The sequence below is a fragment of the Pandoraea nosoerga genome (assembly GCF_902459585.1).
GTDB lineage: Bacteria > Pseudomonadota > Gammaproteobacteria > Burkholderiales > Burkholderiaceae > Pandoraea > Pandoraea nosoerga.
Map to the genome: position 1 here is coordinate 80,618 of NZ_CABPSC010000013.1, position 23,300 is coordinate 103,917.

At 67.5% G+C, this 23,300-nt stretch carries 20 protein-coding genes and 1 pseudogene; 11 read left to right on the top strand and 10 right to left on the bottom strand.

The features are described from left to right. The first annotated feature begins 135 nt into the window (after nucleotides 1-135). On the top strand, nucleotides 136-561 hold the full coding sequence (rnk, locus tag PNO31109_RS16490; protein WP_150556543.1) for a nucleoside diphosphate kinase regulator: 426 nt from the start codon (nucleotides 136-138) through the stop codon (nucleotides 559-561). A gap of 194 nt (nucleotides 562-755) precedes the next feature. On the opposite strand, the gene PNO31109_RS16495 is transcribed toward rnk, so the two are convergent. Continuing rightward, nucleotides 756-1,358 carry a phosphatase PAP2 family protein gene (locus PNO31109_RS16495; RefSeq protein ID WP_206119227.1) on the bottom strand — a complete coding sequence of 201 codons (603 nt, stop codon included), beginning with the start codon at nucleotides 1,356-1,358 and terminating at the stop codon, nucleotides 756-758. A gap of 655 nt (nucleotides 1,359-2,013) precedes the next feature. On the opposite strand from PNO31109_RS16495, the gene PNO31109_RS16500 reads away from it, so the two are divergent. Both PNO31109_RS16500 and mgtA read left to right on the top strand, forming a co-directional pair. Next, the gene (locus PNO31109_RS16500; protein WP_150556545.1) at nucleotides 2,014-2,241 is read left to right on the top strand and encodes a hypothetical protein; all 228 of its coding nucleotides are present in this window, start codon (nucleotides 2,014-2,016) and stop codon (nucleotides 2,239-2,241) included. A gap of 70 nt (nucleotides 2,242-2,311) precedes the next feature. Continuing rightward, on the top strand, nucleotides 2,312-5,065 hold the full coding sequence (gene mgtA / locus PNO31109_RS16505) for a magnesium-translocating P-type ATPase (RefSeq protein ID WP_150556546.1): 2,754 nt from the start codon (nucleotides 2,312-2,314) through the stop codon (nucleotides 5,063-5,065). Here the strand turns inward: mgtA and PNO31109_RS16510 are convergent. The 4 genes from PNO31109_RS16510 to edd form a co-directional block, all read right to left on the bottom strand. Further along, nucleotides 5,016-5,549: a helix-turn-helix domain-containing protein gene (locus tag PNO31109_RS16510; RefSeq protein WP_150556547.1), complete on the bottom strand. Its 534-nt coding sequence runs from the start codon at nucleotides 5,547-5,549 to the stop codon at nucleotides 5,016-5,018. The two genes, mgtA and PNO31109_RS16510, sit on opposite strands and share 50 nt — an antisense overlap. Before the next feature lie 44 nt (nucleotides 5,550-5,593). After that, complete coding sequence (gene dapA / locus PNO31109_RS16515; RefSeq protein ID WP_241014013.1) at nucleotides 5,594-6,475, bottom strand: 4-hydroxy-tetrahydrodipicolinate synthase; 882 nt, start codon at nucleotides 6,473-6,475, stop codon at nucleotides 5,594-5,596. A gap of 59 nt (nucleotides 6,476-6,534) precedes the next feature. After that, nucleotides 6,535-6,885, bottom strand: a complete 351-nt coding sequence (locus PNO31109_RS16520; RefSeq protein ID WP_150556548.1) for a hypothetical protein — start codon at nucleotides 6,883-6,885, stop codon at nucleotides 6,535-6,537. A gap of 118 nt (nucleotides 6,886-7,003) precedes the next feature. Beyond that, complete coding sequence (edd, locus tag PNO31109_RS16525; protein WP_174966435.1) at nucleotides 7,004-8,866, bottom strand: phosphogluconate dehydratase; 1,863 nt, start codon at nucleotides 8,864-8,866, stop codon at nucleotides 7,004-7,006. A 255-nt stretch (nucleotides 8,867-9,121) separates the two neighbouring features. On the opposite strand from edd, the gene zwf reads away from it, so the two are divergent. From zwf to PNO31109_RS16555, 6 genes are all read left to right on the top strand, one after another. After that, entirely contained in the window at nucleotides 9,122-10,600 is a 1,479-nt protein-coding gene (gene zwf / locus PNO31109_RS16530; protein WP_150556549.1) for a glucose-6-phosphate dehydrogenase, read from the top strand. Nucleotides 10,601-10,666: 66 nt separating this feature from the next. After that, on the top strand, nucleotides 10,667-11,344 hold the full coding sequence (pgl, locus tag PNO31109_RS16535; RefSeq protein WP_150556550.1) for a 6-phosphogluconolactonase: 678 nt from the start codon (nucleotides 10,667-10,669) through the stop codon (nucleotides 11,342-11,344). Further along, complete coding sequence (locus tag PNO31109_RS16540) at nucleotides 11,322-13,193, top strand: bifunctional transcriptional regulator/glucokinase (protein ID WP_241014014.1); 1,872 nt, start codon at nucleotides 11,322-11,324, stop codon at nucleotides 13,191-13,193. The genes pgl and PNO31109_RS16540 overlap by 23 nt, the downstream gene beginning before the upstream one ends. A 134-nt stretch (nucleotides 13,194-13,327) precedes the next feature. Continuing rightward, on the top strand, nucleotides 13,328-13,942 hold the full coding sequence (locus tag PNO31109_RS16545; protein WP_174966436.1) for a MarR family winged helix-turn-helix transcriptional regulator: 615 nt from the start codon (nucleotides 13,328-13,330) through the stop codon (nucleotides 13,940-13,942). Nucleotides 13,943-13,987: 45 nt separating this feature from the next. Continuing rightward, nucleotides 13,988-14,197 (top strand): dodecin, encoded by a 210-nt coding sequence (locus tag PNO31109_RS16550; RefSeq protein WP_150556552.1) that lies wholly within the window; start codon nucleotides 13,988-13,990, stop codon nucleotides 14,195-14,197. Nucleotides 14,198-14,380: 183 nt separating this feature from the next. Continuing rightward, entirely contained in the window at nucleotides 14,381-15,880 is a 1,500-nt protein-coding gene (locus PNO31109_RS16555) for an AMP nucleosidase (RefSeq protein ID WP_150556553.1), read from the top strand. A 23-nt stretch (nucleotides 15,881-15,903) separates the two neighbouring features. Here the strand turns inward: PNO31109_RS16555 and PNO31109_RS16560 are convergent, their stop codons facing one another. From PNO31109_RS16560 to PNO31109_RS16570, 3 genes are all read right to left on the bottom strand, one after another. Next, on the bottom strand, nucleotides 15,904-17,157 hold the full coding sequence (locus PNO31109_RS16560; protein ID WP_150556554.1) for an Hsp70 family protein: 1,254 nt from the start codon (nucleotides 17,155-17,157) through the stop codon (nucleotides 15,904-15,906). A 100-nt stretch (nucleotides 17,158-17,257) separates the two neighbouring features. After that, nucleotides 17,258-18,646 (bottom strand): MFS transporter, encoded by a 1,389-nt coding sequence (locus PNO31109_RS16565; RefSeq protein WP_150556555.1) that lies wholly within the window; start codon nucleotides 18,644-18,646, stop codon nucleotides 17,258-17,260. A 212-nt stretch (nucleotides 18,647-18,858) separates the two neighbouring features. Beyond that, nucleotides 18,859-20,175, bottom strand: coding sequence for a cytochrome P450 family protein (locus PNO31109_RS16570; protein ID WP_150556556.1), 1,317 nt, complete (start codon nucleotides 20,173-20,175; stop codon nucleotides 18,859-18,861). 145 nt (nucleotides 20,176-20,320) lie between these two features. Here PNO31109_RS16570 and PNO31109_RS16575 point away from each other — a divergent pair, with 145 nt between their 5' ends. Next, a complete protein-coding gene (locus tag PNO31109_RS16575) occupies nucleotides 20,321-21,022 on the top strand; it encodes an ArsR/SmtB family transcription factor (RefSeq protein WP_150556557.1) in 702 nt (233 codons plus the stop codon). A gap of 98 nt (nucleotides 21,023-21,120) precedes the next feature. On the opposite strand, the gene PNO31109_RS16580 is transcribed toward PNO31109_RS16575, so the two are convergent. Then, a complete protein-coding gene (locus PNO31109_RS16580; RefSeq protein WP_150556558.1) occupies nucleotides 21,121-21,423 on the bottom strand; it encodes a hypothetical protein in 303 nt (100 codons plus the stop codon). Between the two features lie 380 nt (nucleotides 21,424-21,803). Continuing rightward, nucleotides 21,804-22,367 carry a glutathione peroxidase gene (locus tag PNO31109_RS16585; protein ID WP_150556559.1) on the bottom strand — a complete coding sequence of 188 codons (564 nt, stop codon included), beginning with the start codon at nucleotides 22,365-22,367 and terminating at the stop codon, nucleotides 21,804-21,806. Between the two features lie 183 nt (nucleotides 22,368-22,550). Between PNO31109_RS16585 and PNO31109_RS22365 the strand changes: the two are divergent. Continuing rightward, nucleotides 22,551-23,243: pseudogene (locus PNO31109_RS22365) on the top strand (tetratricopeptide repeat protein); the annotation flags it as partial. Nucleotides 23,244-23,300: the final 57 nt, after the last annotated feature.

The following is a 23,300-nucleotide window of genomic DNA, read 5'->3' on the forward strand; positions in this document are numbered from 1 at the left end:
ACGCAGGCCCGGCGGGCGGTCCCGAATGCGTCGATTCTAGCGGATGCGGCCAGAATCCGGGACTTCTCGCGGCGCGGGCCTTCTGTTAGATTGAAGGCAATTCACTCAACGTCAAGGAAAAACAGGCCCATCGACATGTCCACCGTCAACTCGCAACGTCCTTCGATCACTGTCTCGAGCCTCGACCTCGATCGCCTCGAAGCGCTCATGGCGCAGGCGCCGCGCGCGGCATTGCCGTATGTGGAGGCACTCGAAACAGAGCTCGCCCGGGCGAGCGTCGTCGAGCCGGAGCAGATGCCGGCCGACGTCGCCACGATGAATTCGGTGGTGCGCTATCGCGATCTGGCCACGCAGCAGGAGCATCGCGTGACGCTGGTCTATCCGCAGCATCTCGCGAACACGGAGAACGGTATTTCGGTGTTGGCGCCGGTGGGCAGCGCGCTGCTCGGATTGCGCGTCGGCCAATCGATTCACTGGCAAGTGCCGGGCGGTCATCGCATCGAGCTCGAACTGCTCGGCATCGACTACCAGCCCGAAGCCGCCGGCGAATACCACCGCTGATTTCCCTCCTGGCAACGCCATTGGGAGATTCGGATCTCCCGAGTCTCCCAACCTCCCGCCCCCTCAGCCGTTTCGCGACACCTTCGCGCCGCTCCCGGCAAATTCCTGGCAAGGCCTCAGACAATCTTCGGCAGATCGACGACCGGTCCGGTATTGGCGAGCATTGGCGGGCATTGGCGCCTGGGCGCTTCGCGTCATCGACGCAGCCAGCCGCGCGCGATCGGCCAGGCCAGCAGGCGGCGGTAGACGCCTTCGAGCACGGCGGCGGCAATGCGGCTCGTCTCGCGCGCGGCGCCCGTGCGCATGACGAGCGCGGCGACGATCGACACGCACAGCCCGCCGAGCATGTCGATCGGCCAATGCACGCCAAGATAGACGCGCGCCCAGCACACGGGCAGGGCGCAGAGCAGCACGAGCTTGCCGAGCATACGGGGCGTTCGCGCCACGGTGCCCATCAGCACGAACGCCGAGGTGAACATGATCGACGCGTGATTGCTCGGAAACGCGCTCGTCGGCGCATGCGCCAGCAGGTTCGTGCCGAGGCCGACGACGAACGGACGCGGCTCGAACCACGCCCGCCCGATGACGAAGTTGATCAGCAGCACCAGCGCCACGCCGAGCAGGCCATGCACGGCCCCTTCGCGATCGCGCCCGCCGGCGAGCCACAGCGTGACGAGCCCGGCCGGGAGCAGCAGGATCAGGTACTTGGCGAGGAATACGGCGATGGCCAGTTCGCCTTCGCTGACGTTGGGCGAGGCGTTGATGGCCAGAAAGACGGCGCGGTTGAGCGATTCCATGAGTTCCGGAGCGATGCCGGCCGCGGGGCCGCAATACCGTCCGGCAGCATGGGGCTTCACGCGCGATGCCGGCGTATCGACGGCCGCCGGCAGGCGGTTGATGACGAAAACGTGACAGATTCTGACTGAGTCGCCGCGCACTGCAAAGTTTCCATTGTCATCATTTTGTAACACCTTGAATTGTCACTTTTCTTTCGACGCACTCGAGGGTAGAATCGCGCCGTCATAGCTCTCAGGAGATCCTTCCGTGGACAGTTGTTCTAGTGGTAGTTGCCGGTCGACGCAGGTCGACACCACCACCGCGAGTTAGTCCCCGGGATTTCCCCGCCGCTGACTCGCATAGCCGGGTTGGCGCGCACCTCTGATGTTCGTCTCGAGTTCGTCTCAAGTCCGTCGCGGATTGTCTCGATTCGCGGATTTCGCGGATTCCTCTGGCCTTCGCGCGCCTGGCGCGCGGCGACGCGCCGGATCGCAGACGTTCATCGTTCGTAGCACGCTCCCTAACCAGTTTTACGTTTGCCGCACGGGCGACTCGGCCGTGCGCATGCGCTTGCTGTCCGACCGTTCGCCCCGGGTCAGATGATCCGGGCGGCGGCGACGACCGCCCGCGCATGACGCGCGCCGGGCGCGACGCCGTGCGGCCGGGAGATTCGTCGTGTTCCGTTATTCCATGACCCTTCGCGCGGGCAATCCGCAAGCCCTCATGCTGCCGGCCGAGTGCCTGCATCACTATCGCGTCGGTGCGCCCCCCGAAGCTGGCGAGGCGCGGGGCGAGCGTGGCCGGGGCTGGGGCGGTCTTGGCCCTCTCGATCGTCTCGGTCGTCCCGGTCGTCTCGGTCGGTGGCTGCGCGCGCAGGTCCGTCGCGCGAAAGCGACCCGCTGACACACCGTTTCATGACTTTGGCGAGGCGCGGCCGACGCGCCCGCCTCGCATTTCCTCAAGGATGTATCCGATGCAACAAGCTCTCACCCTCGGCGAGCGTTTCATCGCGGTGCTGGGCGCGCGCCTTGGCCTGCGCCTTTTCCGCCGCGGCGACATGCTCGAAACCCTCGATGCGCCGAATGCCGGCCACCTGGCACCACCCGGTCTGCCCGGTCTGCTCGATGCCGCGCGCGAGACCGGCCCGGATCTGCTCGCGCGCCTGGGCACGACCCGCCAGGGCCTGTCCGACGACGAAGCCGCGAGCGTGCGCGCGCACGTTGGCACCAATGAAGTGGAGCACGAGAAGCCTCTGCCGTGGTGGCGTCATCTGTTCCAGTGCTATCGCAATCCGTTCAACCTGCTGCTCTCGGCGCTGGCCGCCGTGTCGTATGCGACCGACGACACCGAGGGAACGATCATCATCTCGTCGATGGTGATCATTTCCACGGTGTTGCGGTTCATGCAGGAGGCGCGCTCGAACAAGGCGGCGGAAAAGCTCAAGGCGATGGTGAGCACCACCGCGACCGTGCTGCGCCGCGAAGCGCTGAGCGGTGCGACCGCAGGGCTCGACAATGTGCGGCACCTGGGCCGCATGGGGCGCGAGATTGCGCTCGCGCAGCTCGTGCCCGGGGACATCGTGCTGCTCGCGGCGGGCGACATGATCCCGGCGGACGTGCGCATTCTCGCGGCCAAAGACCTGTTCGTCTCGCAGTCGGCGCTCACCGGCGAAGCGCTGCCGGTGGAAAAATTCGCGCATGCGGGCGAGGGCAGCGTCGGCGACAATCCGCTCACCTACGACAATCTCGCATTCATGGGCACCAACGTGGTGAGCGGCTCGGCCACGGCGGTCGTGGTGGCGACGGGCGCGCGCACCTTCTTCGGCTCGCTCGCCCAGCGCGTGACGGCGCAGCGTCCGGCCGTCACGTCGTTCCAGCAAGGCGTCAATCGCGTCTCGTGGGTGCTGATCCGCTTCATGCTGGTCATGACGCCGATCGTGCTGGTCGTCAACGGCCTCACCAAACACGACTGGCTCGAAGCGTCGCTCTTCGCGCTGTCGGTGGCCGTGGGTCTCACGCCCGAGATGCTGCCGATGATCGTGACCGCCACGCTCGCCAAGGGCGCGGTGGTGCTCTCGCGCAAGAAAGTCATCGTCAAGCGGCTCGACGCGATCCAGAACTTCGGCGCCATGGACGTGCTGTGCACCGACAAGACCGGCACCCTCACGCAGGATCGCATCTGCCTGGAGCGCCACACCGACGTGTGGGGCCACGCCAGCGAAGACGTGCTCGAGTACGCCTACCTGAACAGTTTCTACCAGACCGGTCTGAAGAACCTGCTCGACGTGGCCGTGCTCGATCACGCCGAGCTGCACCAGCGTCTGGACGTGGTGAATCGCTATCGCAAGATCGACGAGATTCCGTTCGACTTCGAGCGCCGTCGCATGTCGGTCGTCGTGAGCGAGAACGGCGAGCATCACGAGCTCATCTGCAAGGGCGCCGTCGAGGAAGTGATGGCGGTGTGCAACCGCGTGCAGCACGGCGCGAACGTCGAGCCGCTCACACCGGACGTGCTCGCCCGCCTGCGTCGGGTAACCGCGGACCTGAACGCCGAAGGCCTGCGCGTGGTAGCGGTGGCCACCCGCCATCTGCCGCCCGTGCGCGAGCGCTACAGCGTTGCCGACGAGCGCGAACTGGTGCTCGTGGGCTACATCGCGTTCCTCGATCCGCCCAAGGAGTCGACCGCACCGGCGCTCCAGGCGCTGGCGGCTTGCGGTGTCGACGTGAAGGTGCTCACGGGCGACAACGACCTCGTGACCGTCAAGGTGTGCCGAGAAGTGGGGCTTGCGGTGACCGGCTGCGTGCTCGGCGATGCGATCGAATCGATGAGCGACGCCGAACTGGCCCGCACTGTGGAGCGCGCCAACGTGTTCGCGAAGCTCACGCCGGCCCACAAGGAGCGCATCGTGCACATGCTGCGCGCGAACGGCCACGTGGTGGGCTTCATGGGCGACGGCATCAACGACGCGCCGGCACTGCGCGCGGCGGACATCGGCATTTCCGTGGACACGGCGGTGGATATCGCGAAGGAAGCGGCCGATCTGATCCTGCTGGAAAAGAGTCTGATGGTGCTGGAGCAGGGGGTGATCGAAGGGCGTCGCACCTTCGCGAACATGCTCAAGTACATCAAGATGACGGCCAGCTCGAACTTCGGCAATGTCTTCTCGGTGCTGATCGCCAGCGCCTTCCTGCCGTTCCTGCCGATGCTGCCGCTGCAGCTGCTCACGCAAAACCTGCTCTACGACCTGTCGCAGACGACGATCCCGTTCGATAACGTCGACCCCGAGCAGCTCATGCGCCCGCAGCAATGGAACCCGGCCGACCTGTCGCGCTTCATGGTGTTCTTCGGGCCGATCAGCTCGATTTTCGACGTACTGACGTTCGTGGGGATGTGGCATCTGTTCGGCGCGAACAGCGCCGCGCACCAGAGCCTGTTCCAGTCGGGCTGGTTCGTCGAGGGCCTGCTCTCGCAGACGCTCATCGTGCACCTGATTCGCACGCGCCGCATCCCGTTCGTGCAAAGCCGCGCCGCGTGGCCGCTCCTGCTCATGACCGGCGCGGTGATGCTGATCGGCGTGATGCTGCCGCTCTCGCCGTTCGCCGAGACGTTCCGGCTGCAGGCGCTGCCGCTCGCGTACTTCCCGATGCTCGCCGCGATCCTGCTCGCCTACGCGGTACTCACGCAGATGATGAAGGGCATGTTCGCGCGTCGCTTCGGGTGGCAGTAACGCGCGAGCGCCGGTTCGGCGACACGGCGATGTCGAGCGCCGCGTAGAGCTCGTCGAGCGCCTCGCGCGTGCCGACGAGCCGCGCGGTGACCTCGCCCGTGAGGTCCGTGACGACGCTCACGAGCGTTTCCTGGCGCGTTTGGGCCTGACACGCCTCGCGTGCGGCCACGAAGCGCGTGGCGGTGAGCGCGGCGAGGGTGGCGAAGCGCTCGGCCTGCACGAGCCCGTTGATCCGAAAGACGGGCTGTGCCGCCCCCGGGGCGCGCGGTGCGAGGCGCACGTGCGTGCCGTCGCTGACCGCGCCGAGCGCGGCAAGCAGCCTGTCACGGGACGAAGCGCCCAGCACGCAGCGCTCGCCGTGGACCCAGCGAGAAATCGTGCTGGCGGCGATTCCGCTCGCGCAGGCGAGCCGCGCCAGCGTGGTGCCCGAGAGCTTGATGAGCAATCGGGCGACGGTGCGGTGGCGTTGATCGATGTCATCCATGGGCGAGCTCACGCAAGGGGGAAGGTCGCGTGTGGCGGTGCGGCTCAAAAGGCCATCGTCACTTCGAGCTGCGCGTCGATGTCCCGGCGAAGCCCATCGGTACATGGCATGAGCGGCCGGCGCACGGCCGGCCCGCACAAGCCGAGCGAGGCGAGCGCGGCCTTGATCGCTACCGGATTCGGTTCGCTAAAGAGTCGCCGGATGAGCGGCCTCATGCCATTGAAGAGCGTCGCGGCGCGCGACAGATCGCCATCGCGCACGTACCGCACGAGCTTCAGATAGAGATCGGGGCGCACATGCGCCGCGGCCGAGATGCCGCCGGTGGCGCCGGCGCGCAGCGCGGCGAGCAGCTGCATGTCGTCGCCGCACAGCACGCGCAGCGTCGTCTGCGACGGCAGATGCACGAGCGGATGCGCGTCGCATTCCTTGATTGCGGCGAACGCGTCGTGCGATGCCAGCTCGCGAATCGTCTGCACCGCGAGCGTCACGCCGGTGCGCAGCGGTACGTTGTAGAGCACGAGCGGCTTGCGCGTGCCGGCGGCGAGCGTGCGGTAATGCCAGAGAATGCCTTCCTGCGACGGACGCAGATAGTACGGTGGCGGCACGAGGTAGCCGGCAAGCGGCAAATCGTCGAGATGGCGCATCTGCCGCGCTGCATTGGCGGTGTCGGCCGCACCCACCCCGGCGAGCACCGGCGCGTGGCCGTGCGCGAGATGGCATGCGGTCTCCACGAGCCAGCGGCGTTCGTCTGGCGCGAGCAGGGCGCCTTCGCCGGTCGTGCCGGCCACCACGAAGCCGTCCACTCCCGCGGCAAGGTAGTAGTCGACCAGCCGCGCGAATGCGTTGCGATCGATGGCGGCGCCATTGGCACCGGTCATTGGAGTGACGAGCGGAATCCACACGCCCTGAAAAATGGTTGCGTTCATGGTGAGAAAAAACGGAAACGAATCGGGGCGACGCCAAAATGGGCCGGACGGCCTGGCGCTCAGGCGGCAGGCTGCCGGCGCAGCGCGCCGAATTCGGCCTCGGGCAGCGACTGCATGACCACGTGCATGGCATGCGAGGCTTGCCCGCGCGGCAACGCGATCGACACGACGGCCGCCGTGTCGCGCCGGATCGGACGGATCGTCTCGACGCGCCACGGCAGCGGCAGGCTCATCGCGAGCGTGATGGCAAGCGAGGAAACGGCGGCGCGGCTCAGCGTGATGTCCAGCGTGGTGTCAAGACGCAAGCGCGGGGAGGTCGCGCGGCGCGCCTGCAGGGGCGAGGCTGGCGCATCGGGTGCACCGGGTGCATCGGGAGGTTCGAGACTGGCGCGTTCGGCAATGACGGGCATGGCGGCGTGTCGATAAAGACGGGAGTGAGGACGAAGCCAGTCTAGGGACGCGCGAATAAAAAAGGCGTCAAGATTCTTGACGCCTCGATTCCTCGATTTTGGCGGTGGCGCGGCCGTCTCAGGACGCGTCGGGATGCTGCGCGTCGCCGTATTGCGCATCATTGAAGAGCACGCACGCGCCGTGCGGCGCTGCACCGACGTTGTCGCGAAACAGTTGGAACAGGTTGCGCCACGGATCGAACGGCCGCGGCGGCACCGGCTCGGGCGCGCGGGCGGCGAGCGTGGCGTCGTCCACTTCGCAATGGAGCAGGTTCTTCTCGCAGTCGATCGAGATGATGTCCCCGTCCTGCACCCTTGCGAGCATGCCCCCGTCGTGCGCTTCAGGCGAGAGGTGAATGGCCGCCGGCACCTTGCCCGACGCTCCGGACATGCGGCCGTCGGTCACGAGCGCCACATGGTGGCCCTCGTCCTGCAGCAGGCCGAGCATCGGCATGAGCTTGTGCAGCTCGGGCATACCGTTCGCGCGCGGCCCCTGGAAACGCACCACCACGATCACGTCGCGCGTGAGCTCGCCCGCCTTGAATGCCGCCTGCGCCGATTCCTGATCGGAGAACACGCGTGCCGGTGCGCGCACTGTCCGATGCTCCGGCTTCACGGCGGACGACTTGATCACCGCCCGACCGAGGTTGCCGTGGAGCATGCGCAGGCCGCCCTCCGGCGCGAACGGGCGCGAGGCCGGCCGCACGATGGTCTCGTCGAGACTCTGTGCCGGTGCTTCCTGCCACGAGAGCACGTCGTCGCGCAGGAAGACTTCCTGCGTGTACGCGCGCAGGCCATGCCCCATGACGGTCGTCACGTTCTCGTGCAGCAGGCCGGCGTCGAGCAGCTCGCGGATCAGGAAGTTGAGCCCGCCCGCGGCGTGGAACTGGTTCACGTCGGCCTTGCCGCTCGGGTAGACATGCGCGAGCAGCGGCGTGACGTTCGACAGATCGGCGAAATCCTCCCAATCGAGCAGAATGCCGCCCGCGTGCGCCATCGCCACGAGATGCAGTGTGTGGTTCGTCGAGCCGCCGGTGGCGTGAAGTCCCACCACGCCGTTCACGAAGGCGCGCTCGTCGAGAATTTGCGACGTGTTGATGCCCGACCTGGCGAGCGCCACGGCGCGCGCGGTGGCCGCCTGCGTGAGCGCGTGCCGCAGCGGCGTGTGCGGGTTGACGAACGACGCGCCGGGCAGGTGCAGGCCCATGAATTCCATGAGCATCTGATTGCTGTTGGCCGTGCCGTAGAACGTGCAGGTGCCCTGGGTGTGATAGGCGGCCAGCTCGGCGTCGAGCAGCGCGGCGCGCGTAATGCGTCCGGCCGCGTATTCCTGCCGGATGCGCGACTTTTCGTCGTTCGGCAGGCCGGAGGGCATGGGGCCGGCCGGCGCGAATACGGCCGGCAGATGGCCGAACGCCTGCGCGGCGATCACGAGCCCCGGCACGATCTTGTCGCACACGCCAAGGAACATGGCGGCGTCGAACGTCTGGTGCGAGAGCGCGACGGCCGAGGCGAGCGCGATCACGTCGCGCGAGAACAACGAGAGCTCCATGCCGGCGTAACCCTGCGTGACGCCGTCGCACATCGCCGGCACGCCGCCGGCGACCTGCGCGCTCGCGCCGTGCGCGCGCGCGGCGGACTTGATGATGTCGGGAAATTCGGCGAACGGCGCGTGCGCCGAGAGCATGTCGTTGTAGGCGGTGACGATGCCGATGTTGGGCGCGCGTTCGGTGCGCAGCTTGAGACGGTCGTCGGCGGGCGCGGCGGCCATGGCGTGCGCGAGGTTGGCGCAGCCGAGCTTCTCGCGCCCGGGCTGCCCGTGCATGGCGCGCGCGACGCCTTCGAGATACGCCTGGCGGGTCGCCCGGCTGCGGCGGATGAGTCGCTCGGTCACGCGCTCTACCACGGGATGCAGCGACACGTTGTGCGAAGACTGAGTCATGGTGATTCCGGGACGTTGTGGGTCGCCCCATGCGGGTCACGCGCCCGAAGCCTGCGGCGTGTCTCGCATGCTGGCTGGGTGCGCCTTGCGCTGCATCGCCTTCGATGTAGTCAAAGCACGAGATTTTGTTGATTTGCAGTGTAGTTAAACTACAATGCAGTGTCAAAGTTGCGCTTTTCCGGTGACGCCGGCCGAGTCCATCCGCGCTTTGCGCAAGCCTCGGACGCGTCTGACTGCACGGAGTCCACGCTGTCCATGAACACGCTTTCACCCTATACCTTTGTCCTCTTCGGCGCCACCGGCGATTTGTCGCTGCGCAAGGTGCTGCCGGCCCTGTTCCGGGCGTTCTGCACCGGGCAACTGGAAGCCGGCGCGCACACCGACACCGCCGGACGCATCCTGGCCGTGGCCCGCACCCCGATGGACGCCGCCGGCTATCACGCCTGGTGCGAGCAGCACGTGCGCGCGCACATCAAGCCGGACGTGTGGGACGAGCCGACGTGGAAGCGCTTTCTCGCCACCATCGATTACATGCCGCTCGATCTCGGCCGCGAGGCCGAGTTCCGGGTGCTGGCCGAGCGGCTGGCCAAGCGCCAGGGCGTGCGCATCTTCTATCTGGCGACCGGGCCGTCGCTGTTCATCCCGATCTGCGAGGGCCTGCGCAGCGCCGGGCTCAACGAGAACAGCCGCATCGTGCTCGAAAAGCCGCTCGGCAACGATCTGGCGTCCTCCGAAGGCATCAACGACGCCGTCGGCGCCATCTTCCGCGAAGACCAGATCTATCGGATCGACCACTACCTCGGAAAGGAGGCGGTGCAGAACCTGCTCGCGCTGCGGTTTGGCAACGCGATTTTCGAGCCGCTGTGGCGGCGCGAGCTGATCGATAGCATTCAGATCACCATCGCCGAGGCCATTGGCGTGGAAGGGCGTGGCGAGTTCTACGAGCAGACCGGCGCGTTGCGCGACATGGTGCAGAACCACTTGCTGCAACTGCTGGCCATCGTGGCCATGGAGCCGCCGCTGTCGATGAACGCCGATGCGGTGCGCGACGAGAAGCTGCGGGTGCTGCGCTCGCTGCGGCAGATGGACGACGAGAGCGTGGCGCACAACGTCGTGCGCGGCCAGTACGGCGGCGGCGCCATCGACAAGTCCGCCGTGCCCGCCTACGTGGACGAGCCCGGCGTGCCCCCGGACAGCCAGACCGAGACGTTCGTCGCGCTCAAGGCGGAGATCGACAACTGGCGCTGGGCCGGCGTGCCGTTCTACCTGCGCACGGGCAAGCGGCTCGGCGAGCGCGTTGCGGAAATCGTCGTCAACTATCGCGCCACGCCGTACCCGCTGCTTGGCGAAGCCACCGCGCAGCCCGGCGCAAATCGTCTGGTGATCCGCCTGCAGCCCAACGAGTCGATCCGCCTGTACTGCCTCGCCAAGCAGCCGGGCGAAGGCATGAACCTGCAGACCGTACACCTCGATCTGGCGTTCGACCAGTTCTTCAAGGGGCACCGGATGGACGCCTACGAGCGGTTGCTGCTCGACGTGATCAACGGGCGTCTCGCCCTCTTCGTGCGCCGCGACGAGCAGGAGCAGGCATGGCGCTGGGTGGCGCCGATCCAGGCGTACTGGGCGCGGCAGGCCAAGGGGCCGAAGCGCTATGCCGCCGGCACGTGGGGGCCCCCGGCGGCGAGCGCATTGCTCGCGCAGTCGGGCCGATGCTGGGTGGAAGAAGAGAACTGACGCCGCCCCGGCGAACGGGCCGGGGCGCACAAGGGCAAAGCCCCAAGTCTTCGGAGACGGACGCGCATGATCCGCTGGAGAACCTATCCTACGCGCGAAGCGCAGGCGCTCGCGCTGGCCAACGCCGTCGTGGCAGGCATCGACGAAGCGCTCACGATCCGGCCGCGCGCGTTGCTCGCCGTCTCGGGCGGCACGAGTCCGCGGGCGTTTCTCGCGCAACTGGCGCGCCTGCCCGTGGCGTGGCGCGACGTCGACATCACGCTGGCCGACGACCGCTGGCTGCCGCCCACGCACGAACAGAGCAACGCACGCCTGCTTGCCGAGACGCTGCTGCCCGGCGCAACGGGGGCGCGCTGGCTGCCCCTCGTCGACACGTCGAGTGCCGCCGCGCTGCACGTGCGCACGCTCAACGACACATGGACGCACGGCGTGCCTCAGATCTGCGTGCTGGGCATGGGCGAGGACGGCCATACCGCGTCCCTGTTCGCGGATGCGCCGCAGTGGCGCGAAGCGATCACCACGCGCGACAAGTTCGTGCTCGTGCAGCCGCAGCGCGCGCCGCATCTGCGCGTGTCGTGGTCGCTCGCCGCGCTTGCCTCTTGCGAGCGCCTCGTCCTGCAGATCCAGGGCCCGGCCAAGCGCGCCGTGCTCGAGGCGGCGCAGGCCGAGCCGCAGGACAACGCCATCTCCCGGTTGATTCACACTGAAGGAGTCTCGATCGATGTCTTCTGGAGTGAGACATAGTCCACCGCACGTGAGCGGCCCGCGTCTTCTGGCCGACATCGGCGGCACCAACGCCCGCTTCGCGCTCGAGATCGCGCCCGGCGAGCTCGTGGAGATCCGCGACTACGCCTGCGACGACTTCGCCGGCGTGCCCGAAGTCATCCGCGCCTATCTCGAGGACGCCGATCACGCCGAACCCGTGCAGCACGCGGCCGTCGCCATCGCCAACCCGATCGAGGGCGACGAAGTGCGCATGACCAACCGCGACTGGCACTTTTCGATCGAGGCCACGCGCCGCGCACTGCGCTTCGAGACGCTGCTCGTCGTCAACGATTTCACCGCGCTCGCCATGGCGCTGCCTTATCTGTCCGAGCACGAGAAACGCCAGGTGGGCGGCGGCGAGCCCAGGCCCAACGGCGTGCTCGGCTTGCTCGGACCGGGCACCGGCGTGGGCGTCTCCGGCCTGATTCCGGCCGGCGATCGCTGGATCGCGCTGGGGAGCGAAGGCGGGCACACGACCTTCGCGCCGGCCGACGATCGCGAGATCGACGTGCTGCGTTACGCCTGGAAGCACTTCCCGCATGTGTCCTTCGAGCGTCTGGTGGCGGGGCCGGGCATGGCGCTCGTCTATCAGGCGCTCGCCGCGCGCGAGGGGCGAGCGCTCGACGCGCTGGAGACGCCGGCGATCGTGAAGCGCGCGCACGCGGGCGATGCGCTCGCGCGCGAGACCGTCGACTGCTTCTGCGCGATGCTCGGCACGCTTGCCGGCAACGTCGCGGTGTCGCTGGGGGCGGTCGGCGGCGTGTATCTGGGCGGTGGCGTGATCCCCAAGCTCGGCGATCTGTTCGAGGCGTCGCCGTTTCGTCAACGCTTCGAAGCCAAGGGGCGCTTCGAGGCTTATCTGAAGAAGATTCCGACGTTCGTCATCACGGCCGCACACCCGGCGTTCCTCGGCACGTCTGCGATCCTTGCGGAGCAGCTCGGCTCTCACGCGGCCGGCGCGGGGGCGTTGATCGACCGGCTGCACCGGTTGCGCGATCGCCTGAGCCCGGCGGAGCAGCGCGTGGCCGACCTCACGCTCAAGCAGCCGCGCGCGCTGCTGGCCGAGCCGGTGGCGGACATCGCGCGTCTCGCACGGGTGAGTCAGCCCACCGTGATCCGTTTTTGCCGCAAGCTCGGCTGCCAGGGACTGTCCGACTTCAAGCTCAAGCTGGCGAGCGCCCTCACGGGCACGCTGCCGGTGCGTCACGGTCAGGTGCACGTGGGCGATTCGGCGGCCGAATTCAGCGCGAAGGTGCTCGACAACACCGTGTCGTCGATCCTGCAGATGCGCGAGCATCTCGACGCCCGCACCGTCGAGGCGGCGGTGACGCTGCTCGACGGCGCACGCCGCATCGAGTTCTATGGCCTCGGCAACTCGGGTGTCATCGCGCAGGACGCGCACTACAAGTTCTTCCGCTTCGGCATGCCGACCATCGCCTATGGCGACCCGTACCTGTTGCAGGCGTCGGCCGGGCTGCTCGGGGAAGGAGACGTCGTGGTTGCCATTTCGGCGTCGGGCCGTTCACCGGATCTGAATCGCGCCGTCGACATCGCGCTCAAGCGCGGTGCGAAGGTGATCGCGCTCACGGCGCGCAATTCCCCGCTGGCGCGCAAGGCAACGCTGGTGCTGCCGAACGATCACGTCGAGACGATGGGCGCGCACGTGACGATGATCGCGCGCATTCTGCACCTCGCGGCGATCGACGTACTGGCCGTCGGCGTGGCCGTGCGGCGCGCCGGACCGGGCAGCGAAGGCAGCCGGGGCGAGGGCGCGCTCGACTGGCTCGGCCATGGCAGCGGTCGCGATTCGGACGTGCAGGCCGCCTGAGTCGCCGCGTATTCCGGTGCGCGAAACACGCCGGGAACCTCCCTGAACCGGCATGCGCCGCGAGCGGGCGGCCCGCCGGCCGCGGCGCTGGTTGCGGCTTGATATCGCTAAACATGTTTAGCATAATGCGGCCTATGAAAGTGTCCGATTCCGCCCAACGTTTCGGCTTTCTCGTGGCAGACATCCAACGTCTGTTCGGGCGCCGCTTCGAGCAGTTCGCGCAACGCACGCTGCCGATGACGCGTGCGCAGTGCCGCTTGCTCGTCTACCTCGCCGACAATCGCGGCGTGAGCCAGACCGTGCTGGCCGACATTCTCGAAACTCCGCCGCAGACGCTCGCCCGCATGCTCGAGCGCATGGAAGAGGCGGGCTGGGTGCGTCGCCGTCCCGACGCGCGCGACCCGCGCATCGAACGCCTGTTTGTCACGCGCGCCGCGGTCGAGCAACTGAAGATCGCCCGCGCGCTCTCCGACGAAGTGCGCAACGAGGCGTTGCACGGGCTGACGGCCTTCGAGACGGTGCAGCTCACGCAGTTGCTGCAGAAGGTGCGCCGCAATCTCGTCAATGTCGTGCCGACGCCGCTCGACACCGTGGTGCCGGCCGTGCTGCGTCGCGCACAGGAGGACGCGCAGCGCTTGCCGCACGCGTGTGCGCCCGGGCTCGAGCGCGACGACGGGGCTGCCGGCCGTCCCGGTGGCGACGCGCCCGATGACACCCTGTCGGAATACACCGACTTGCGGCCGCAGTAGCATGCGCCTAGGATGGAAAGTCTCCTCACTCACCCGGAGACTGTCATGACCGATCACGTCTACAAGCACATCGAGCTGACGGGCTCGTCGACGAAGTCCATCGACGACGCCGTCAAGTGCGCCATCGAACGCGCGAGCAAGACGCTGCGCAACCTGAACTGGTTCGAGATCACCGAAACGCGCGGCCATATCGAAGACGGCGAGGTCGCTCACTGGCAAGTCACGCTCAAGGTGGGCATGCGGCTCGAAGACTGAGCGCTGCCTCGCTGTCGTCGCATTCGCGCAGGACGGCGCGGGATGGCGCGGGATGGCGCGGGGCGGCGCGGGCCGGCACTTTCGGCGGCACACGCATGCCTCGCACGCCACCGCGCGCGTCATACAGTCGTGTCACAATAGGCGCATACTCGACATCATGAAAAAGACAGAAGAGGTTTGCGCATGTCAGAACAAGAACCGGTCCATGCCACCCGATCGATCACCGATCCGGTGGAAGCCGTCGCCTACCTGAAGACGATCTACGACGCCAACACGGCCTATCTGCGCGCCGCTTTCGAACGATTCTCGACCGACAAGGATCTCGCGCGCCGCGTGAGCGCGCATTACCCGTTCATCCGCATCACCACCGAAGAGATCACCCAGCTCGACAAGCGTCTGTCGTATGGGTTCGTGTCCGGGCCGGGCAGCTACCAGACGACCGTCACGCGTCCCGACCTGTTCGAGAACTACTACGTCGAGCAGCTTCGCCGGCTGGCGCACAACCACGGTGTGGCGTTCGAAGTGGGCGTCTCCGACGAGCCGATCCCCGTGCACTTCGCTTACCAGGACGGCGTGTATCTGGAAGGCGACCTCGACCAGACGCACCTGCGTGCCATGCGCACCGTGTTCGACGTGCCTGATCTTGCGACGATGGACGACAGTATCGTGAACGGCACGCGCGACCCGCTGCCCGACGAGATCCTGCCGCTGGCGCTCTTCACGGCGCCGCGCGTGGATTATTCGCTGCACCGCCTGCGTCACTACACGGCGACCTCGCCCGAGAATTTCCAGAACTACGTGCTTTTCACGAACTACCAGTTCTACATCGACGAGTTCGTGGAGTTGGGGCGGGAGTTGATGAGTGCGAGCGACGATCCTGCCGTGCGTGAATACCGCAGCCAGTACACGGCATTCGTCGAGCCGGGCAATGTCACGCACTGGAATCAGAACATCGCCGCGCGGGCGTCGGAAGGCACGGCGCCCGGGCGCCTGCCGCAGATGCCGGCGTACCATCTCGTGCGCCCCGACAACACGGGCATCACGATGGTGAACATCGGCGTCGGTCCGTCGAACGCCAAGACGATCACCGACCACATCGCCGTGCTGCGCCCGCATGCGTGGATCATGCTCGGCCACTGCGCCGGGCTGCGCAACTCGCAGCGTCTGGGCGACTATTGCTTGGCGCACGGTTATGTGCGCGAGGACCACGTGCTCGACGACGATCTGCCGCTGTGGGTGCCGGTGCCGCCGCTGGCCGAGGTGCAGGTCGCGCTCGAGCGGGCCGTCGCCGACGTCACGCAACTGGACGATTTCGAGCTCAAGCGCGTGATGCGCACGGGAACGGTCGTTACGGTCGACAACCGCAACTGGGAGTTGCGCGATCACCGCGAGCCGGTACAGCGCATGAGTCAGAGCCGCGCGATTGCGCTGGACATGGAAAGCGCGACCATCGCGGCGAACGGTTTCCGCTTTCGCGTGCCATACGGCACGCTACTGTGCGTGAGCGACAAGCCGTTGCACGGCGAGCTGAAGCTGCCCGGCATGGCAGACCGCTTCTACCGCGAACGCGTCGACCAGCATCTGAAGATCGGCGTGAAGGCAATGGAACTGCTGCGCGACAACGGCCTGGACCGGCTGCACAGCCGGAAACTGCGCAGTTTCAACGAAGTCGCGTTTCAGTAACGTCTGCCGAACGGCGTGTTCGCTCAGGCGAACACGCGCTTGGCGTGAATGCCGAGGCCCAGCGCCACGCTGGCCAGACGATCGCCGAAGACCGGCGCCGCGTTGGGGAATGCGGCGCACATGGCGCCGGACAGACAGCGAAGACCGGTCGAGCCGCCGGTGAAGTAGAGCGCGTCGACGTCCTCGGCCCGCAAACCGGCCAGCGACGCGGTATGCACGGCGCCCGCCGTAATGCGCGCGATCTCCTCGCTCACCGCTTCCACCAACGAGGCTTCCGAAAATGCCACGCCGAGGTCGCGCTCGATGACGCCGAGGTCGATGCGCGTCTCGCCGCCCGAGGCGACGTCGATCTTCGCAGCTTCCGCATGCCCCACCAGCGCATGGCCGAGGCGCTGCTCGACGGTGCGCATGAGGCGACGATGATGCGCCGGATCGGCGTACAGATGCGCGGTGAGCGCGAGTTCACCCACGCGCTTGGGCGTGTACACGGTGTTGATCAGGTGCCAGGTGGCCAGATCGAAATAGATCCGGCTGGGCACCTCCTTGCCGTCGGGGCCGAGCGACTTGTAGCCGAGCTCGCGCAGGATCGTGGCGAGCTCGATGCGGCGATCGAAGTCCGTCCCGGCGATGTGCACGCCGTGATGCGCCAGCACGTCGTCCTTGCGGTTCAGATGGCGCGCACGTTCCGGACCCACGCGAACGAGCGAGAAGTCGGACGTGCCGCCGCCGATGTCCACGACGAGCACCTGCTGCTCCTGCGTGAGGCGCGACTCGTAGTCGAAGGCCGCGGCGATCGGCTCGAACTGGAACTGCACGTCCTTGAAGCCGACGTCGAGAGCGCTCTGTTCGAGCGAGCGCTGCGCGGCGGCGTCGGCGCGCGGATCGTCATCGACGAAGAATACCGGCCGCCCGAGCACCACTTGCTCGAGATCGCCGCCGCTCGCCCTGAGCGCGTGCGAGCGCAGGTGGCGCAGGAACGTGGCGATGATGTCGATGTAGCGCATCGCGCAGCCGTTGCCGAGATCGGTGGTGCTCTCGATCAGGGACGAGCCGAGCAGGCTCTTGAGCGAGCGCATCAGGCGCCCGTCGTATCCGTCGATATATTCGGAGATGGCCTGACGGCCGAACGACGCGCGACCGCCTTCGTCGGCGTTGAAGAAGACGGCGGTCGGCAGCGTGCCGTAGCCGGCTTCGAGCTCGACGAGACGCATGGCCGCGCCGTCTTGCACGGCGACGGCGGAATTCGAAGTGCCGAAATCGATGGCGCAGAAACTCATGGCATTTGCGGCCCGCGCGCGCGAGCCGTAAAAGGTCGGCAGTGTAGCACGGCTAGGCGGCTGGCCAGATGTCGGCCCGGCACGCGTGCGGGCGCGGGCGTCATCCGCGTGCGGAGCGTGCGCCCGGCTGCGCGGACGGCAGCGTGCGCAGGCTGCTGACGACGGCCGCAACCGCGGCGAACGCCGCGGCCACGTAGAGCGATGCGCGCGTGCCGGCGCCCTGTGGCGCCACGCTGAAGACAAGGGCGACGAGTGCCGCGCCGGTCGTCTGTTCGGTCAGGCGCGCGGTGCCCAGCATGCCGCTCGCGCCGCCGCTGCGGTGGGCCGGCGCGGACATGAGCATCGCGTAGTTGTTGGGTGACTGGAACAGGCCGAAACCGAAGCCGCACAGCGCCATGCGCCATACGATGTCGCCGGTCGTCGCATGCTGTGGCAGCAAGCCGAGCGCGAGCAGGCCGAGCGCGAAGGCCGCAAGTCCCACTGCGCCGAGCAGGCCCGGCTTGTAGTGTTCGAGCAAACGTCCGGCCATCGGCGCCACGACCATGATGGTGAGCGGCCAAGCGGTCATCAGCAGGCCGGTCTGCACGTGGTCGAAGCCGAGCGTGTCCTGCAGGAAGAAGGGCAGCGACACGAACGCGAGCATCTGCGCGCAGAACGACGCCATCGACGTGCAGATCGACAGGCCGAAGATCGGGATGCGCAGCAAGTCGACCGGCAGCAGAGGCACCGGCTGTGTGCGTTGACGGCGCACGAACACCGTGCCGATGACGACCGCCGCGGCCAGTTCGAGCCCTACGAGCCAGCGGTCCTGACCGTGCCCGAAAGCGTCGATGCCGGAAATCAGCAAACCGAAGGTCAGCGCGCTGAGCACGGCGCCAGTCCAGTCGAACGCATGCGAGGCGCGCTTGCTGTCGGGCAGCGAGCGCACGGCGATCGCGAAGGCGACCACGCCCAGCGGCACGTTGATCGCGAAAAGCCATGGCCAGTGCGCGACCGAGAGCACGCCCGCCGCGATGGTCGGACCGGCTGCCGACGAGAAGGCGACGATCAGCGAGTTGAGCGCGACCCCGCGCCCGAGCCAGCGCGACGGGTAGATCGCCTTCACGAGCGCGGTGTTGACGCTCATGATGCCGGCCGCGCCGAAGCCTTGCGCCACGCGGGCGACGGTCAGGGTGACGAGCGAGTCCGAGAGTGCGCAGGCGAGCGATGCCAGCGTGAAGAGCGCCAGCCCGACGGTGTAGACCTTCCGATAACTGACGATTTCACCGAGCGCGGCGAGCGGCAGCAGCGAGATGGTGATGGCGAGCTGATAGGCGTTGACGATCCAGATGGATGTGGCGGGGCTCGCGTTCAGATCGCGCGCGATGGTGGGCAATGCCACGTTGGCGATCGCGCCGTCGAGCACCGAGAGCGAGATGGCAAGCATGACGGTGGCGACCGCCCAGACTCGGGCGGGCATGGGCATGCCGTCGGTTTGTGTGTTGGACATGAGTGCGATGCTGGACAAAACGGATCGCGTGCCCGCAAAGAACGGCCCGGGCGCGCGCAGACTTGCATCCTGCCTCAATTTCGCCAATGCGGCGGCGACGGCCCGCAACGCCTTGTCGTTAAAGGCTTTCCGATTTTGACTGCGTGTTTTGTCTGATGAAATTTAAGTTTCGTCCAGTAAAACAAATGCTCCGACGTGAAGCGACGAATGTATCAATCCGCCGGCGGCATGAAGCGCGCGATGCGGATATTGCTCAGCGGATGGTAGGTGATGCCGGCGGCCACGGCGGGCAGATCGATGCCGGAATCGAGTACCGTCTGGACGCCCACGGCCGCGATCGTGCCGGCGGGCGCGCGGCCCGGGCAGGCATGTGCGCCGCGACCGAAGGTCCAGGCGCTGTCGTCCGCCGCGGCGCTGGGCGCCGCCGACGCCAGCACCACGAGCACCGATTCACCTCGCGCGATCGTGCGCTCGCCGATGACGGCCGGCGCATGCAGGAAGCGGCGCGTGTTCTGGACGGGAGGGTCGAAGCGCGTGACGTCCGCGATGGCGCACTGGGCGTGCCTGAAGCTGTCCGGCGGCGGAGCGTGGTCGGATGTCAGCGGCCCGCGAGCACGCGTTTCGCGGCGCGCGAGCCAACGCAGTCCGTTCGCCACGAGCCCTGCGGTGGCGTCGTGCGCTTGCGTGAAGAGACCGACGATGTTCGCCGTGAGCCCGCCGAAGTCGATGGCCTCGGCGCGCTGCGCGCCGCGTGCCGTGGCGTGCAGCCAACTGCCGGACGCGGCGTCGCCGTCGAGCCAGCGAGTCGCGCGAGCCTGCATTGCCGATGCGGCGTAGTGTCCGCGCGCGATCGTGTCGTCATCGAGCGTCGGGCGCGCCGCCCGCGCCACGGCGGCCACGAGGCGCCGGACGTCGTCATGTATGGCGCGCCACTGATCGTGCGGCACGCCGATCCACGCGGCGAGCGAATAGACGGGCTGGCGGAAGACGAAATCGTCGAGCCGTGCGGGCAGGGCGCTGGCGTCGGCCGCCAGGGATTCGGCGGCGTGGCTCCAGGCACACCGGCTCGCATGCCGAAGCCGCGCCAGCGCATTGGCGTCGGGCTGCAGCGTTGCGAGCCGCGCCTGCAGCCAGGACTTGAGCGCCGCATGCCCCGGGCCGTCGTTCATGCGAACGAGGGCGCCGAACCACTCGCCCGCGGCGCCTCCCGCCAGCGCCGCAGGAACGACGGCCCCCGCAGGGCGAACGCCGCACGCCGGATGCCGGAGCACGGCGCTCACTGCCTGCTGTCCGGCCGCGATCCACATGCCGAGCGATGCGTCGAAGTCGAACGAGCGGCACGCGGCCAGTGCCTCGTAGTAGGGATAGGGGTCGGGATGCGCTACGGCGGCCAGCGCGTTTGCCGGTGCGCTTCTTAGTGTGTCGGTGAGTGCGTCTGTCAGTGCGCCTGTCAGTGCGCCTGTGGGTGCGTTCGTTGGCGCGTTTGCCGACACCGGCATCGCATCGGAACTCGTGTGAACGTCGGACATGAAGGCACCTCCGGTGTGGGGTAGTCGAAGATCGCGGTGAAATCATGTTGCGACAGTCGATGCGCGGCACGTTTCACCACGCGCTGAAGTATCGAACGCGCAGGCCGGCCTATACTGCGGGCATGTACGGCAAAGGAGCGGTGCGATGGACATTGCACGAGACCATGCCCCGAGCGTCAGTTCGCTGGCGGCGCTGCTCGCCGACGCGGGGCGCATGACGATGCTCTGGGCATTGATGGACGGTTCGGCGCGCCCGGCCGGAGAGTTGGCGCTGGCGGCCGGCCTGTCGCCGTCAAGCGCGAGCGCTCACCTGGCGAGACTGGTCGACGGCGGCGTGCTGGCGCAGGAGGCGCGCGGGCGTCATCGGTACTTTCGCATTGCCACGCCGGAAACGGCCGCGGCAATCGAAGCGCTGGCGAGCGCGGTGCTGGCCACGCAACAGGTGCGCCCACGTCCGGCGCCGGTGAGCCGCGCCACCCCGGCGCCGCTGCGCCACGCGCGCACCTGCTACGACCACATGGCGGGCGAGATTGCCGTCGAGTTGTTCGCGCGCATGCGTGCGCACCGGTGGATTCGCGTCGACGGCAGCGACGTTGTGCTGACCGACGCGGGCACGAGCGGCTTCGCCGCGTTGGGCGTCGATCTCGACACCGCCCGCGCCCGCCGCCGTCGTTTCGCCTGCACCTGTCCCGACTGGAGCGAGCGCAAGCCGCATCTCGGCGGCGCCTTGGGGGCGGCGCTGCTCAGCGCCTGTCTCGAAGCGAAGTGGCTGGAGCCGGCGAGCGAGCCGCGCGCCTTGCGCGTCACGCCACTCGGGCAGCGCGAGCTTGCCGCCCTTGCCGTGTGATCCGATTGCACGACGCATCATCCGCACGATTCCCGCCATCAAAAAAACACCCCGCCCAGATGCGGGGTGTCATTCACTGCCGGCGAGCTATCGGCCGATCAGTTGCCTCGATAGGTCGAGTTCATCAGCACGGTCGAGCCCTGCACACGCGCGGCGAGCGGCGTGCCGTAGGGTTTCAGGACCGGATACTGGCTGTCGGTTTGCGTGAGCGCGCCTTGCGCGTCGATCAGCGCCTCGCGCACCTGCGCGCGCGGCACGGCAAGTTTTTCGCTGTACACGCTCGACTGCCAGAAGAGATTCTCGTTTGGATAGCCATTGCCACCGGTGCCGGCGAACGCGGCCGGAGCAGCGGCCACGGCAAGGGTCGCGGCCAACATCAGACGGGTAAGTGTGCGGCTCATGATTTTTCTCCTGTCATTGCTTTCCGGGTGGTCGGCCGGCGCACTCGAGTGCCCGGCACCGCCTACGCTTCTACGGTAGGACGACCACGCCGCGGGAGAAACCGCACGCGACGCAACAGTGAATTGCGGATAACGCATCGCCGCGAAGCCCTTGCCATGCAAGGGCTTCGGGCTCATCGCGCTCATCGCGCTCATCGCGCTCATCGTGCTGATCGCGCATTACGGAGGCAATCGAGCCGCGACTCTAATGAAGACGTCAACTCCCCGCGACGCGACGAACTGTCGCAGGTGGCGGCGGTGACGTCGCTGCGGCTCAGAACCGGTCACCCACAGCCGCGAGGAAGATGTCGCTGTCGCGGTCGTAGCCAGCGACGACGCGATTATTGTTGGCAGCGTCCTGACTTCGCGAGTTCGGCGTCGATGGCGGCGAGCAGGCGCGGGTCGTCGGCCTTCACGTCGGGTGAAAAGCGCGCGACCACCTGACCATTGCGGCCGATCAGGAACTTCTCGAAGTTCCACAGGATGTCGGCGGGGTTCTCGCGCTCGATGCCGAAGCCCTTCAGACGCTCCCGGAACGGGCCTTCGCCGATGGCTTCCGGCTTTGCCTGGACGAGCGCCGTATACAGCGGGTGACGATCGTCGCCGAGCGCGGAAATCTTGGCGAACAGGGGGAACGTGACGTGGTACTGCGTGGTGCAGAAGTCGCGGATCTGCGCATCGGTGCCCGGTTCCTGGCCCTTGAAGTTGTTCGCCGGGAATGCCAGCACTTCCAGACCCGCCGCGCGTTTCTCTTCGTACAGGCGCTGCAGCCCTTCGTATTGCGGCGTGAGACCGCACTTCGAGGCGACGTTGACGACCAGGCGCACCTTGCCGGCGTAATCGGCCAGTGACGCGTCGCTGCCGTCGTTGCGCTTGACGGCGATGGTTTCGATGTTCGTGCTCATGAGATTCCCTGTGTTGAGTCGTTCGCCGAGTTTAGTCGAGGTGGCGGGAGTTCGCTGGAGGGACTCGGCGCGCCGGATTGACATGGCCGCGACCGGCATGGAAGTATCGCGCATTGTCCGGCGCTCCCCGATCCCTTTTCAATGTCTTCCTCTTCCCCCGGTACGCTGACGTTCGCGCAGGCGATGACGCTGGCGAATTCCCATTGGCAGGCCGGACAGGCGGCGCAGGCCGAAGCCTTGTGCCGGCGGGTGCTGGCAGTCGCTCCCGAGCATCCTGACGCCCACTATCTGCTGGGGCTCATGGCGCACGCTTACGGCAAGCGCGACATGGCGATCGGGCATCTGGAGACCACGTGCCGGGCGCCGCATGCCCACGCCGCATGCTGGTCCGATCTCGTGGAGATGTATCGTCAGGCGGGGCGGCTCGAGGACGCGGTGCGCGCCGGGCGGCGCGCCGTCGAAATCGATCCGGCCTTCGCCGCCGGCTGGAACAACCTCGGCATTGCCCTGCAGGAAACCGGACAGCTCGAGCAAAGCCTGTCCTGCCTCACGCGTGTGAGCGAGCTGCAACCCGGCTCGGCCGATGCGTACAACAATCTCGGCAACACGGCGCGCTTGCTGCGCCGTTTCGATTCGGCCGAAATGCATTACCGCCAGGCGCTAGCGCTTGACCCGCAGCGCGCCGATACGCTGAGCAATCTCGCCTCGCTGCTCAGTGCGCTGCGGCGTTTCGACGAGGCCGAGTCGCTGGCGCGGCGCGCCATCGACCTCGCGCCGGACTTTGTCGACGCTTACCGGAACCTGGCCGATATCGAGCTGTCGCGAGGCAACGTGGCGGCGGCATTGCAGATCGTGGAGGCGATGTCGGCGTTCGCGGCGCAGCACCCGTCGACGCTTGTGGCGCGCGCCACGGTTCTGCGACTCGTGGGCCGT